Origin of the sequence: Caulobacter sp. BE264 (assembly GCF_031457805.1) — a bacterium.
In the GTDB taxonomy this organism is placed as follows: domain Bacteria; phylum Pseudomonadota; class Alphaproteobacteria; order Caulobacterales; family Caulobacteraceae; genus Caulobacter.
Map to the genome: position 1 here is coordinate 61,505 of NZ_JAVDXI010000010.1, position 12,834 is coordinate 74,338.

Genomic DNA, 12,834 nt, shown 5'->3' on the forward strand with positions numbered 1-12,834 from the left:
TCCTCTAGCCACTAGAGGATCAAGCGCCTATTTGGATTGTGCGAGGAAAATCCATGACCCTGTCGATCGGCCAATTGGCCAAGGCCTCGGACGTCAAGATCCCTACCATACGCTTCTACGAACAGATCGGCTTGCTACCGGAGCCGATCCGGACCTCAAATGACCGGCGTGTCTATGGCCAGGAGGCTGTCCGACGCTTGGCTTTTATCCGTCACGCGCGCCAGCTTGGCTTCTCGGTCGAGGCAATCCGTAATCTGCTGGATCTTTCAGACCATCCCGAACGGCCTTGCGGCGAAGCCAACCTGTTGGCCGCCCGGCAGCTTGGCGACGTCGAAGCCAAGATCGTTCAACTGGAGACCTTGCGCGGCGAACTTCGGCGCTTGGTCCAAGCGACATGTGACGGGCGGGCAGCCGATTGCAGGGTGATCGAAGCGCTGGCCGGGTAGGCTTAACTGGCGCTCCCCCGGTCATCGCCGGCATCCTAATCGTAAGAAAGATGTACGCGAAGGACCGCGAGCGATTCTAGAGCTTCGGGACGCGGCACGAATTGATCGGCGCGATCGTGGTCGAGCGCAACAAGGCGGCCGTAGGGCCTAGCCTTGCGTTCACGCCGGTCTATCGCGGTATGCAAGCAACCGCAGCGCGTTGGCGACAACCAGCAGTGTCGAGCCCTCGTGGAAGACGACGGCCGCGCCAATTTTCAGGCCAAACAGCGTGGCCGGGATCAAGACCGCGACCATGCCCAGGCTAACCCAAAGGTTCTGCTTGATGATCCAGCTGGTCTTGCGGCTGAGGCCGACGGCGAACGGCAGATGGCTTAGATCATCGGCCATCAGCGCGACGTCGGCGGTCTCCAGCGCCACATCCGACCCGGCAGCTCCCATGGCGACGCCGACGGTGGCGTTGGCCATCGCCGGCGCGTCGTTGACACCGTCTCCAACCATGGCGACCTTGCCTTCTGAGGCCGCCAACTCCTGAATGATGGCCACCTTGTCCTCGGGCATCAGGCCGCCGCGCGCCTCGTCCAGGCCCAGTTCCTTGGCCACGGCGTCGGCGACGGTTTGGTTGTCGCCCGACAGCATGACGATGCGCTCAATGCCCAGCTTGCGGAGCCGTTGGATGACGCCCTTGGCCGCCGACCTAGGTGTGTCCATCAAGCCCAACACGCCCAGGAAGCGTTCACCGTGATGAACGACCATCACGGTCCGGCCTTGCGCTTCGAGGTCCTCAGCCAAAGCTCGCACGGCGTCTGACATCGCTGGTGCGTCCTTGCCGTCGAACAGGGCGGGCTTTCCGATGAGCGCCGCTGAGCCGGAAACCTGCGCCTGAACACCCTTGCCGGTCAGGCTGTTGACGCCATCAGCGACAAGCGGGGTGTGGTCGCCCAAACGTTCGCCGCCATCGCGGACGACCGCCGCGGCCAGGGGGTGGTCACTCAGCGCCTCGACGGCGACAGCGACCGCTAGCAGCTCACGCTCCTCCACGCCTTGAATGGGCTGCACGTCGGTCACCCGTGGCTTCCCCTCCGTGAGGGTCCCGGTCTTGTCGAAAGCCATTGCACGGAGGGTGCCCAGGTTCTCTAGGGGGCCGCCGCCCTTGACCAGGACACCGCCGCGCCCGGCCCGCGCCACACCGCTGAGAACAGCACTCGGCACTGAGATTGCCAGGGCGCACGGGCTGGCGGCGACCAGCACCGCCATGGCGCGGTAGAAGCTGACGCTGAACGGTTCGTCGATGACCAGGAAGGCGAGCATCAATAGCCCGACCCCGACCAGCACCGATGGCACGAAAATCCGCTCGAACTTGTCTGTGAACTGCTGCGTGGGCGAACGCTGGGCTTCTGCCTCGGCGACCATCTTGACCACCCGCGCCAGGGTGGTTTCCGACGCCTTGCGGGCCACCCGGACATCCAGGGCCCCTGCCCCATTGATCGTCCCGGCGAACACCCGATGCTCGGCGCTAGCGCGCTCGAAACTTAGGGCCGGGTCGGAGACGGGCCGCTTGTCGACAGGCACGCTTTCACCGGTGACGGGAGCCTGATCAACGCTGCTTTGGCCGGCGATGACCACGCCATCGGATGGGATCCGCTCATTGGGCCGGACCAGCACGATGTCATCGATTTGCAGATCCTCGACTGGCACCTCGACCACGGTGTCGCCGCGCCGGACGCTGGCGTGTTCCGGCGCCAGCTTGGCCAAGGCTTCGATGGCCCGGCGCGCGCGGCCCATCGCGAAATGCTCCAGGGCATGGCCGATGCTGAACAGGAAGAGCAGCAGCGCGCCCTCGGCCCATTGACCCAGGGCCGCCGCGCCGGCGGCCGCCACCAGCATCAGGCTATCGATTTCGAACTGGCGCTTGCGCAGGTTCTCGATGGCTTCCTTCAGCGTGAAGAAGCCGCCCAGCCCGTAGGCGATCAGAAAGCAGATCAGCGGGACCAGGCCTGGCGCTCGAAGGCTGATCAGCCAGCCCGCGGCCAGGGCGACGCCGGAACCGATCGCGAAGATCAGCTCGGTCCGTTCACCGAATATCCCGCCGTGGGCGTGGCTGTGAGCGCCGGCGTTGCCGTCCTGGTCGTGGCCGTGGTCATGCCCGTGATCAGGATCCTGCTCGTGGCGCGCTTCGGGCGGCTGCGTGGCGGTGGCCATGACGTCGTCTCCAGGATCAGGAAGGGCTGTGATGGCGGTGACCGCCGTGCGCGACGATCGCGATGGTCTCGATGGTGACTAGGCCGACGTCCTCGCCCTGGCGCAGGCTGTCCAGAAACCCGCGCAGGCGCGGTTCTTCATCGACCAGTTCGACGATGACATGCCGGCGGGGGGCCAGATCGACCGCCTTGGCCCCATGCACAATGCCCGCGTCGCCGTATGAATCGACCACCTGCAGGATGGCGGCGTTGGCGACCCCCAGGATTTGGGCCCGAGCGAGGAGAGCCTGCGCGTAGGGTTGCCCCTCCAGGATCGCGTCCATGTCGGTATAGATCCGCAACAGGTGAAGGTGATCAGACGCCATGAGGTGCTCCGTAGCCAAGCGGTCTTGGTGATGAATGCGCGAGACGCATCAACGGCGGATCTTCCCGGGCTTGGTCAGCCGACGGGCAAGAGCGACGTCCAGTTGGCGCATGACGCCGCCATAGGTGCGCAGCAGGCCCTCGCCGAGGACGCCTTTGAGCCCGCCAACGCACTGGACGGTGTGGGTGACCCGGGCGCCCTGCGGCACAGGGTCGACGCGGAAAGTCTCAAGCAGCCGGATGCCATAGCCGCCCATGCGCCAGGCGATGAGGCGCGGGGGCTCCAGGGTGACGATCTCCCCCGCCATCGAGATGGGGATCGGCAGCCTGCCGACCCGGATCCGAAAATCCAGCTGCCCCTCCTCCGCGAATTTCCCGGCCGGAGCCAGCGTCAGAAACGGGGCCCAGGCGCCATAGGCAGGAAAGTCGCTGAGCAGCTTGAACACCGCCTGGGGCTTTACGGCGATCACTTGGCGGGTCGTTAGCGTGAGCGCATCTTGGGGCTCGGAAGGGGTCATGAATGCACCTCTTCCTGGCCAGCGCAGGCATCGCGCTCGGTCTGGAGCGTCAAGTGATGCAGATCGAACTCGTCCTGTAGCCGCCCGGCCACGGCCAGGCGCACGACCTCGAAATCGGCGCCCGGCGCGAGCACCAAATGCGCCGTGCAGCTGGGCTGGTCCGCGCCGCTGACCCAGACATGCAGGTCGTGGACCGAGGCGACGCCGGGCGTGGCGGCCATCGTCGCGCGGATCCTCGTCAGATCCACGCCGCTCGGCGCGCCTTCGAGCAGGATCTGGGTGGCGTTCTTGAGCAACAACCAGGTGCGCGGCAGCACCCACAGCCCGATCGCGATGGCCACGATCGGATCGACAAATCTCCAGCCCGTCAGCTTGATGACCAGGGCGCCCACGATGACGCCGAGCGAGCCGAGCATGTCGGCCCAGACCTCCAGATAGGCGCCTTTGACGTTGAGGCTCTTGTCCTTACCCGCTTTGAGCAGGCGCATGGCGATCAGGTTGATCACCAGGCCAATTACGGCGACCACGAGCATGCCGGTTGATTGGACGGGTTCAGGGTCGATGATGCGTTTGACGCCCTCGACCAGGACGTAGACGGCCACGCCGAACAGTAGGACGGCGTTGAAGGCAGCCGCGATGATCTCGAAACGGCGATAGCCGAAGGTCCGTCGATCATCGGCGCTGCGCGCGCCGATCTTGATGGCCACCAAGGCCACGGCCAGCGCCGCGGCGTCGGTGAACATGTGGGCGGCGTCCGACAGTAGCGCCAGGCTATTGAACCGGATGCCGGCGACGACCTCGGCGATCAGAAAGGTTGAGGTCAGTCCTAGGGCGATGGCCAGCATCTTGCCGTTGGTCTGACCGGCGGTGTGGTCGTGTCCCTGTTCCGCGCCCATGGGCGGATCTCCGTCAAGAAAAAGGAAGGGGTCGGCGCGCAGCGATGGGCTGCGCGCCGGCGAAGACATCAGAAGCGGCGACGATGGCCGCCGTAACGGACCACTTCGACCTTCTCCAAGGTCACCAGCCCCACCTCATCGTCAGGGGTCAGGGTGTCGATGAAGGCCTTGAGCTTGGCCTCCTCGTCGACGATCTCGACGACGACCGGCAGGTTGGGCACCAGGTCGAACGGCTGGCCGCCGTGCAGGGTGCTGGAGGCTCCAAAGCCTCGCAGTCCCCTCAGCACGGTGGCGCCGGCCAGGCCCATCGATCGCGCCCGCTCGACGAGGATGTCGAAGAAGCGGCGATCGCCGGTCATGGCGTTTTCGTCGGTGTAGATCCGTAGCAGCAGTGCTTGGCCCGGGATCATCTTAGGCTCCTTGCTCTAGAGACGGCGCGGAAGGCTCGACCGAGGCCTTGGGCGTCTTGCGCAGGACGAACCGGCAGATGGCCGGCAGGACGAACAGGGTCAGGGCCGTGGCGGTGATCAGGCCGCCGATGACAACGGTGGCCAGCGGGCGTTGGACCTCAGCGCCAGTTTCGGTGGCCAGCGCCATGGGCACGAAGCCGAGCGAAGCGACCAGACCCGTCATCATCACCGGACGCAGCCGCTCCATGGCCCCGTCGATGATCGCCTTTTCCAGTTCAAAGCCCTGGGCGAGCCGCTGGCGGATGGCGGTCATCATCACCAGGCCATTGAGCACGGCGACTCCTGATAGCGCGATGAACCCGACGGCGGCCGAGACCGAGAACGGGATGCCTCGCAGCGCCAGGCCAAAGACCCCGCCGGCCAGGGCCAGGGGGATGGCCGAGAATACCGCCAGGGCGGGCGCAAAGCCGCCAAGCGCCATGTAGAGCAGGGCGAAGATCAGCAGGAAGCAAAGCGGAACGACCAGGGCCAGACGCGATTGCGCCGCCTTGAGGTTCTCAAACTGCCCGCTCCACTCGATCCAGGACCCGGCCGGAAGCTTCACCTGCGCGCCGACTTTGGCTTGGGCCTCGGAGACGAACGAGCCCAGGTCGTTGCCACGCACGTTGGCCTGCACCACGACACGACGCTTGCCGTTCTCGCGGCTGACTTGGTTGAGGCCTTCCGAATAGGAGAAACGGGCCACGTCACGCAGCGGCACCGACAGGCGCGCGCCGCCCCCCGCCCTTTCAGGCAGCATCACTGGCAGCGCCCCGACCGCGTCCAGGTCGTTGCGGGTGGCGTCGGGCAGGCGCACGACGATGTCGAAGCGTCGGTCGCCCTGGAACACTAGGCCAGACTCGCGTCCGCCCATGGCCACCGCCAGGGTGTCGGCGACCTCCTCGACGGTTAGTCCCAGTCGCCCGATCGCGTCGCGGTCCAGCGACACGTCCAGGGTCGGGAAGCCGGACGTCTGTTCGACCTTGACGTCGGCAGCGCCCTTGACGCTCTGCAGCGCCTTGGCGATCTGGCCGGCGCTGGCGGTCATGGCGTCCAGGTCATCGCCATAGACCTTGATCGCCACGTCGCCGCGCACGCCGGCGATCAGTTCGTTGAACCGCATCTGGATGGGTTGGCTGAACTCGTAGACGTTGCCCGTCAGACCCTCGAGCTTCTTTTCCATACGCGCGACGAGCTGCGCCTTGCTTTCCTTTTTGTTGGGCCATTCGTCCTGCGGCTTGAGGATGATGAAGCTGTCCGAGGCGTTGGGCGGCATCGGATCGCTGGCCACCTCTGCCGTGCCGGTCTTGGAATAGACGAACTCGACTTCTGGGAAGGTGGCGATCGTCCGTTCGATCTGCCGCTGCATGCGCAGCGACTGCTCAAGCGACGTGGAGGGGATGCGCAGGGCCTGGACGGCCAAGTCCTTCTCGTCCAGTTGGGGCGTGAACTCTCGGCCGAGGAACGAGAAGGTGACCATGGCCAGGACGAACATACCCACGGCCGCGCCGATCACCGGCCACGGCTTGGCGACTGCCTTGCGCAGCAGCGGCTCGTAGCGAACCTTGGTCCAGCGGACCATGGCCACTTCTTTCTCCGCGACCTTGCCGCGAATGAGCAGAGCGATCATCGCCGGGATGAAGGTCAGCGACAGCACGAAGGCCGCGGCCAGGGCCAGCATCACCGTGATAGCCATCGGCGAGAAGGTCTTGCCCTCGACGCCGGTAAAGGTCAGCAGCGGCGCATAGACCAGCAGAATGATCGCCTGCCCGTAGACGGTCGGGGCGATCATCTCACGAGCCGCTTCGCGGGTTTCGCGAAGGCGCTCGCTGAGGGTCAGAAGCCGGCCCTCATGGTGCTGACGTTCGGCGAGGCGCCGCAGGCTGTTTTCCACGATGATCACAGCGCCATCGACGATGAGACCAAAGTCCAGCGCGCCCAGGCTCATCAGGTTGCCCGAGACGCCAAGCCTGTTCATGCCGATCGCCGTCATCAGCATCGACAACGGGATCACCAAGGCGGTGATCAAGGCGGCGCGGAAGTTCCCCAACAGCAGGAACAGCACCACGATCACCAGCAAGGCGCCTTCGACGAGGTTCTTCTCGACGGTTTTGATCGTGGCGTTGACGAGCTTTGAGCGATCGTAGGTGATCTGCACCTTCACGCCGGGCGGCAGGCTTTTGGCGATCTCCTTGAGCCGCTCAGCCGAAGCGCCGGCCACGGTGCGGCTGTTCTCGCCCGTAAGCATCAGCACGGTGCCGACCACGACCTCCTCGCCGTTTTCCGAGGCCGCGCCGGTCCGCAGGCCGCCGCCGACCTTGACGGTGGCGACGTCTCCGACCCGGATCGAGACGCCTTGCCGGGTAGCGACCGTGGCGTTTGCGATCTCGTCGATATTGCGCACGCGCGCGTCGGCGCGAACCAGATAGGCTTCGCCGCCGCGCTCCATGAAGTTGGCGCCCACGGCGATGTTGGCCGCCTCCAGGGCCTTGCCCAGCTCGCTGAACGACACGCCATAGGCGGCCATGCGCGCGGGGTCGGCCTGGACGGCGAACTGCTTTTCATAGCCGCCGATGGAGTCGACGCCAGCGACGCCGGCCACGCCGCGCATCTGCGGCCGGACGATCCAGTCCTGCACTTCGCGCAGATAGGCCGCCTGAGCGGTGGCGTCGGTCAGGCGCTCGCCGGTCACCGTCAGATAGGCGCCGTCCGATTGCCAACCAGGCGCGCCCTCTTTGATCTTGGCGCCGCGTCCGCCGGGGTGGTCATAAGCGACCGTCCACATGAGCACCTCGCCCAGGCCCGACGATATCGGGCCCATGGCGGGCTGGGCGCCCTCGGGCAAGGTCTGGCCAACGCCGGTCAGACGTTCGGAAACCTGCTGACGCGCGAAGTAGAGGTCGGTGTTTTCCTTGAAGACGATGGTGACCTGCGAAAAGCCGTTACGCGAAATCGAGCGCGTGCTTTCCAGGCCGGGGATCCCGGACATGGCGGTTTCGACCGGGAAGGTGACGAGCTTTTCGACCTCGGCCGGAGCCAGGGCCGGAACGACCGTGTTGATCTGCACCTGTTTGTTGGTGATGTCGGGCACCGCGTCGATCGGCAGTCGCACCAGGTTGTAAACGCCCAGCGCGGCGATCAACGCCACCACGCCGATGACCGCCCAGCGCGCGCGGACGGAGAAATCAAGAATTCTGCCGATCATCGCGCGGCCTCCACGGGCTCGGCCGCGTGGGCGACGGGATGGTAGGCGACCGCGACGCGTGTCACCTCATTAGGGTTCACCCCAACAAGGCGGGCGTCATAGCGCGCGGCTTGATTGTGGCCGCTCGAACCGAGTGAGCCGCGCCAGACCACGGAGGTCGATCCCAAAGGACGGCCTGCGTTGTCGAAGGCTTCGATGTCGAGGTGTCCCTTGACGCCGGTCTTCCAGAGCGGCGCGCGACGAACTAGTCCCGAGACACTCAGGCCGTCAGGCTCGCTCCAAGCCGACGCCGTTAGGACCTTCAAATGGCCTTGGCTCAGCAGCTGGAAAGTCGGTTGGGGCTTCAGCCTGCCTTGGGCCTGGGGGCTGGTCGCGGTCACGGCTGTGGGGGCCAGCAATCCAAGGACGCCGGCCACGATGAAAAGGGGTTTCATGAGAACGCGCCTAGTGCCCATGCTCGGCCTCCCCCTTGCCAAGCTCGGCCTTCAGGAGGAACGCGCCCTGGCCGGCGATCTGCTCGCCAGCGGTGACGCCCGATAGGATCTCAATGCGTCCGCCGCCGCGCCGACCGATCTTCACCGGGCGAGCCGTGAAGCCGTCCTTGCCGCGCACGAACACGCTGTCAGCGCCCTCGACCGACTGCACCGCCTCCTCGGGAACCGAGAACCGATCCGTAGCAGCCGCGCCGCGCGGGACGATCCGAACCCGCACGGCCTGGCCGGGAACCAGGCCCGCCTGCCCTTGCGCCAAGGTCAGGATGGCCGTCGCCGCGCGGCTCTCGACATCCACGCCTGGCGTGATCGACCGCACAACAGCGGGGATGGTGCCTTGCGGGGTCTCGATCAGCGCTTGATCGCCAGCTGCGATGCGGGCCGCGTCTGAGGCCGGCAACGAAGCCTGGACCTCGATCTTGCGGGGATTGGCGACGCGGAAGAGTTCCGTGCCCGCCGTGACATAGGAGCCAAGCACCAACGGCGCTGCGGTGATCTTCCCGGCGATGGGGCTCGACACCGTCACGTAGCGGCCATTGGCGCTCACCCCTGCGGCGGCGCCGGCGCTCGAAGCACGGCGTAGCTCGGCCTCAGCGATCGCGACCTCGGCCTGGGCGGACTCCAAATCCTGACGCGCGGTGATCTTGGCGTCGAATAGGCGCTTTTCGCGGGCGAAGGCCTGACGGGCCGCTGTCGCCTTGGCGGCGGCGGCGGAACGCTCGGCGCTGATGGCCGCCGCGTCGCGGCTTTCGATCGAAGCCAGGGCCTCCCCGGCCGCTACTGTGTCGCCCAGGCGCTTGTTGATCCGCACCACGGCGCCGTCGGCGCGAGCCGCCAAGGTCGCGGCGCCGTCCGGTGAGCCCACCACGGAGGCCTGGGCCACGATGCCGGCCGAGAGCCCGCCGGTCGCCAGGGTTTCGACACGGATGCCGGACGCGGCGAGGCGTTCGGCGTTCATTTCGATGTAGCCTTCTTCTTCCTTTTCGCCGGTCTTGGCCTCGCCTTCGGCGTGGCCGGCTTCTCCTTCCTCGTGTTGCTCCGCCTTCACGGAAGCCGCAGCAGCGGGGGTCTTGGGTGCCAGGACCGAGCGTCCGATCAGGACGCCGGTCGTGGCCGCCAGCAGGCTGCTGATCGCCACGGCGGCCAGCAGCTTGTTCTTGTCAGTGGTTCTGGTCATGTCAGGTCCTATTGCGCGGCGGCGCGTTCGAGCGCGGCCAACGCCGTGGCGCGCTCGAGGCGCGCGGCGATGAGGTCGTTGCGGGAGGCCGACAGGGCCGCCTGGGCGTCCAGCACGTCGAGCAGCGAAAACTTCCCGGCCTGGAAGCCCTGGCGCGCCAGGTCCACGGCCTGCTGAGCCTGCGGAACCGTACGGCTGGAAAGAACTTCCAGCCGGGCCTCGGCGGCCTTGAGCGAGGCCTGGGCGTCACGCACCGCACGAACGGACCGCGCCAGCGCCAGGCGCTCACGCGCCTCGGCGGCGTTGGCGTCGGCCCGCGCGGCCGCGACGTTGCCCTGGTTGCGGTCGCGGATCGGGATGGGCGCGGTGAACCCGACGATCAGAGCCTGGTCACCCGTCTGCTCGAACCGGCGAACCCCGGCCTGGACGGTCAGGTCGGGCTTGCCCGCCGCGCGCTCGCGATCGATCGCGGCCTCGGCGCTGGCCCGCTCAGCCTGCGCCAATCGGACATCCAGAGAGGCGGTCGGATCGATGGCAACTGATGGAGCTGTCGTCGCTAAGGGCTCGACCAGTTCAATCTGCGGATCGGGATCGGCCCACAGGCTGGTCAGGGCGCGCCGGGCGGCGGCGGCCTGAGCCTGCGCCGCCAAGACGGCGGCTTCGGCTTCGTCGCTGGCGGTTCTGGCGCGCAGGGCCCGCAGCGGCGGCTCGCGCCCGGCCTCGACCAGGGTGGCGGCCACGCTCGCCAGATCGCGCGCTCGCTCGGCGGCTTCCTGGGCCAGGGCGACGCGGGCGTCGGCCTCAAGGGCCTGAGCATACTGAGCCTTCACCTCCCGAGTGAGGTCCGCGCGGGCGATAGCGACGCGCACGACCGCGGCCTCGACCTCGGCCTGGGCGGCGGCGGCGCGGGTGCGGCGCTTGCCGCCCAGTTCGAGTCTTTGACCGATCGAGAAGGTCGTCTCGGCGCTGGAGAACCCGTCATAGGGTCCCGAGCCGGCGATGTTCTCGCTTTGAAGACTGGCTTCCGGATTGGGCGCGAAACCGGCTTGGCGCGCGCGACCTTGGGCGGCGGCCAGAGCGGCCTGCGCCGAGGTGATGAGCGGTGACTGGGCCTGGGCGCGTTCAAGCGCGGCGGCGAGCGTCACCGGAGCGGCAGCAGCGCCTAAAGGCGCGCCGAGGCTCACGAAGCCTAGAACCGCGCCGAAGGCGACGGGCCAGGCAGATAGCGATGGCATGGGAGATCCCTACTTGCGTTCTGACAAAGGCGAACACGCGCGTGAGCGCGGCCGGGTCAGGCGCGAGGAGGTTCTTCGAGGCGGTCTTGGGCCGAGGACGGCGGGAAACCGAGGTTCCGGGGCGCGGTGTGCGACGTCACAGGATCGCGGGCGCTGTACTGAGCGTCGTTCCAGCCAAGCGCCGGCGAGGCGTGATGGCAGTGACCGTGGATGCAGACATCCGAGCCGCCGTCGTGGCTCTTGTTTTTTTGATGATCGGCGTCGACGCCTTGGTCGGACATCTGGACGCTGGCTGCGGACGCCCGCTCGCCGTCGCCTGCGCAAATGGCCGTGTCGAGGGTTGGGGCGACGACAAGGGCGAGCAAAAGGCACGCGATCAACGCGCCCCCCATCTGCTGGAACCATGTCCTCAAAGCCATCATCAATGCCCCTATAGCTTCGGCCGGGCGAGGTGGGAATGTGTTACATAGTCACGGTGAGCCCCACAGACGCTTGCAGGGCCGTGGTCAAGGCCAAGAATAGGGCGCGTTCGAGCGCGCCTGACCGGCGCACGATTGGCGGGCCCGCACGTCATCGACGGGGCGCCGTTGCGTCCGGACGAACAGGATCGTTGACCTTGAACGCTACGGCGACCGGTTGCGCGTTATCCGAACCAGCCTGCAGCGTGAAGTTCAAAACCCAATCGCCGCTGGTTGGCAGGTCGGCGCGGAAGCGCAACGAGCCATACTCCAAGGACGGCTCAAAGAACGCTGGGCGTGACGCCCCATCGCGGCTGACGTTGGCGTCGCTTACAGCCAACCGAGGCAAAGCGCGGCCGTTTGTATCGGTCACTTGAACCGTCACCTTGGCCGCGACGCCCCGAATGACTGGGCTGCTGGGCTCGAAACGATAATTGGCTGCAGCCGCTTGTAGGGCCACTATCAAAGCGAGAGAGGCAAACATCCCATCTTATCCTTCGGGCAAAGCGCCAGACGCTGCCTGCTTTTTTCGGCGGAACAGTTTCAAGTTCTAGGGGGCACCTCAAGGTTTGTTCGCTAAACCTCGCTTGAAAGCACAAACCCAGAACTAGGTGGTAAGCCGCCTGATGTAGGGCTTACCTCGAGGTTTGTGCGCCAATGTACGCTTAGCAGTACGAAGCCAGAACCTAGGCGCGAACAGTCTCATGCCGGTGCTCTAGGTCATCACTCTCCGGATCTGTGCTGCAACAGCAGCGGCGTCGCGCCCTACCCCACGCAGCACGCCTGAACTGAAGCTGCGCAGACCTGGTTGTCCGACGAAATAAATTCCGGGCTGCCCAATCGCCCTACCGTCACGCTGAAGTAGCGTGCCTGCGCCATCCACAAGGCCGGGAAGCTTCGTAAAACCGACGTTCGGTCGGTAGCCGGTCGCGAAGATCACCGCATCGATTCGCTCCTCAACGCCATCAGCCCAAACCACACCTGTCTCGGTAAAGCTGGTGAACATCGGCTTCGCCAATGGCGCGCCCCGCTTCAGTGCGGCGCTGTAGTGACCGTCGTCGAGCACTGGCGTTCCTTGATCCGACAGGCGCCGCGAACGATCCACGCCAGCCAAGTTGAACCAGAAATGGATATCGCGTCCCAACAAGGTCTGCGGGATGAAACGCACGCGACTCCTCACCGCCAGCGTCACGTCAGCCTCAGCAGCGAGCTCGACCGCAACTTGGACAGCAGAGTTAGCGGCTCCGACCACCACCACGCGCCGCCCACGATACGGCTCTGGATTGCGATAGCCGGCAACATGTGTGTTTCGGCTTGCAAAAGTGACCCCCATCTCGGGGATATCGGCGTCCAAAAATGACCCCCTGTCCTTGAGGCTTTGATGGCCAGATCGGCGGC

Annotated in this window: 13 protein-coding genes; 1 reads left to right on the plus strand and 12 read right to left on the minus strand. The window is 66.2% G+C overall.

Annotated elements, in window-relative coordinates:
• Positions 1 to 53: 53 nt before the first annotated feature.
• Entirely contained in the window at positions 54 to 446 is a 393-nt protein-coding gene (locus J2X45_RS19325) for a helix-turn-helix domain-containing protein (protein WP_304279870.1), read from the plus strand.
• Positions 447 to 605: 159 nt separating this feature from the next.
• On the opposite strand, the gene J2X45_RS19330 is transcribed toward J2X45_RS19325, so the two are convergent.
• From J2X45_RS19330 to J2X45_RS19385, 12 genes are all read right to left on the minus strand, one after another.
• Complete coding sequence (locus J2X45_RS19330) at positions 606 to 2,645, minus strand: heavy metal translocating P-type ATPase (protein ID WP_304279868.1); 2,040 nt, start codon at positions 2,643 to 2,645, stop codon at positions 606 to 608.
• Between the two features lie 16 nt (positions 2,646 to 2,661).
• Positions 2,662 to 3,009: a DUF190 domain-containing protein gene (locus J2X45_RS19335; protein WP_304279865.1), complete on the minus strand. Its 348-nt coding sequence runs from the start codon at positions 3,007 to 3,009 to the stop codon at positions 2,662 to 2,664.
• Positions 3,010 to 3,057: 48 nt separating this feature from the next.
• Entirely contained in the window at positions 3,058 to 3,525 is a 468-nt protein-coding gene (locus J2X45_RS19340; RefSeq protein ID WP_304279862.1) for an SRPBCC family protein, read from the minus strand.
• Complete coding sequence (locus tag J2X45_RS19345; protein ID WP_304279859.1) at positions 3,522 to 4,421, minus strand: cation diffusion facilitator family transporter; 900 nt, start codon at positions 4,419 to 4,421, stop codon at positions 3,522 to 3,524. The genes J2X45_RS19340 and J2X45_RS19345 overlap by 4 nt, the downstream gene beginning before the upstream one ends.
• Before the next feature lie 68 nt (positions 4,422 to 4,489).
• A complete protein-coding gene (locus J2X45_RS19350) occupies positions 4,490 to 4,831 on the minus strand; it encodes a DUF190 domain-containing protein (protein ID WP_304279856.1) in 342 nt (113 codons plus the stop codon).
• 1 nt (position 4,832) lies between these two features.
• On the minus strand, positions 4,833 to 8,075 hold the full coding sequence (locus J2X45_RS19355) for a CusA/CzcA family heavy metal efflux RND transporter (protein WP_310218147.1): 3,243 nt from the start codon (positions 8,073 to 8,075) through the stop codon (positions 4,833 to 4,835).
• Complete coding sequence (locus J2X45_RS19360; protein WP_304279851.1) at positions 8,072 to 8,509, minus strand: hypothetical protein; 438 nt, start codon at positions 8,507 to 8,509, stop codon at positions 8,072 to 8,074. The genes J2X45_RS19355 and J2X45_RS19360 overlap by 4 nt, the downstream gene beginning before the upstream one ends.
• A 10-nt stretch (positions 8,510 to 8,519) precedes the next feature.
• Positions 8,520 to 9,743 (minus strand): efflux RND transporter periplasmic adaptor subunit, encoded by a 1,224-nt coding sequence (locus tag J2X45_RS19365; protein ID WP_304279848.1) that lies wholly within the window; start codon positions 9,741 to 9,743, stop codon positions 8,520 to 8,522.
• 8 nt (positions 9,744 to 9,751) lie between these two features.
• Positions 9,752 to 10,978 (minus strand): TolC family protein, encoded by a 1,227-nt coding sequence (locus tag J2X45_RS19370; protein WP_304279846.1) that lies wholly within the window; start codon positions 10,976 to 10,978, stop codon positions 9,752 to 9,754.
• Between the two features lie 56 nt (positions 10,979 to 11,034).
• On the minus strand, positions 11,035 to 11,400 hold the full coding sequence (locus J2X45_RS19375) for a hypothetical protein (RefSeq protein WP_304279933.1): 366 nt from the start codon (positions 11,398 to 11,400) through the stop codon (positions 11,035 to 11,037).
• A 148-nt stretch (positions 11,401 to 11,548) separates the two neighbouring features.
• Complete coding sequence (locus tag J2X45_RS19380) at positions 11,549 to 11,920, minus strand: hypothetical protein (protein WP_304279844.1); 372 nt, start codon at positions 11,918 to 11,920, stop codon at positions 11,549 to 11,551.
• 231 nt (positions 11,921 to 12,151) lie between these two features.
• Positions 12,152 to 12,834: NAD(P)-binding domain-containing protein (locus J2X45_RS19385; protein WP_310218156.1), on the minus strand; the 683-nt coding region annotated here is incomplete at its 5' end.

Bases quoted from the DNA above. Each gene is read 5' to 3' on its own strand.
- J2X45_RS19325 (WP_304279870.1), top strand. From the start codon at position 54: ATGACCCTGTCGATCGGCCAATTGGCCAAGGCCTCGGACGTCAAGATC.
- J2X45_RS19330 (WP_304279868.1), bottom strand. From the start codon at position 2,645: ATGGCCACCGCCACGCAGCCGCCCGAAGCGCGCCACGAGCAGGATCCT.
- J2X45_RS19335 (WP_304279865.1), bottom strand. From the start codon at position 3,009: ATGGCGTCTGATCACCTTCACCTGTTGCGGATCTATACCGACATGGAC.
- J2X45_RS19340 (WP_304279862.1), bottom strand. From the start codon at position 3,525: ATGACCCCTTCCGAGCCCCAAGATGCGCTCACGCTAACGACCCGCCAA.
- J2X45_RS19345 (WP_304279859.1), bottom strand. From the start codon at position 4,421: ATGGGCGCGGAACAGGGACACGACCACACCGCCGGTCAGACCAACGGC.
- J2X45_RS19350 (WP_304279856.1), bottom strand. From the start codon at position 4,831: ATGATCCCGGGCCAAGCACTGCTGCTACGGATCTACACCGACGAAAAC.
- J2X45_RS19355 (WP_310218147.1), bottom strand. From the start codon at position 8,075: ATGATCGGCAGAATTCTTGATTTCTCCGTCCGCGCGCGCTGGGCGGTC.
- J2X45_RS19360 (WP_304279851.1), bottom strand. From the start codon at position 8,509: ATGAAACCCCTTTTCATCGTGGCCGGCGTCCTTGGATTGCTGGCCCCC.
- J2X45_RS19365 (WP_304279848.1), bottom strand. From the start codon at position 9,743: ATGACCAGAACCACTGACAAGAACAAGCTGCTGGCCGCCGTGGCGATC.
- J2X45_RS19370 (WP_304279846.1), bottom strand. From the start codon at position 10,978: ATGCCATCGCTATCTGCCTGGCCCGTCGCCTTCGGCGCGGTTCTAGGC.
- J2X45_RS19375 (WP_304279933.1), bottom strand. From the start codon at position 11,400: ATGATGGCTTTGAGGACATGGTTCCAGCAGATGGGGGGCGCGTTGATC.
- J2X45_RS19380 (WP_304279844.1), bottom strand. From the start codon at position 11,920: ATGTTTGCCTCTCTCGCTTTGATAGTGGCCCTACAAGCGGCTGCAGCC.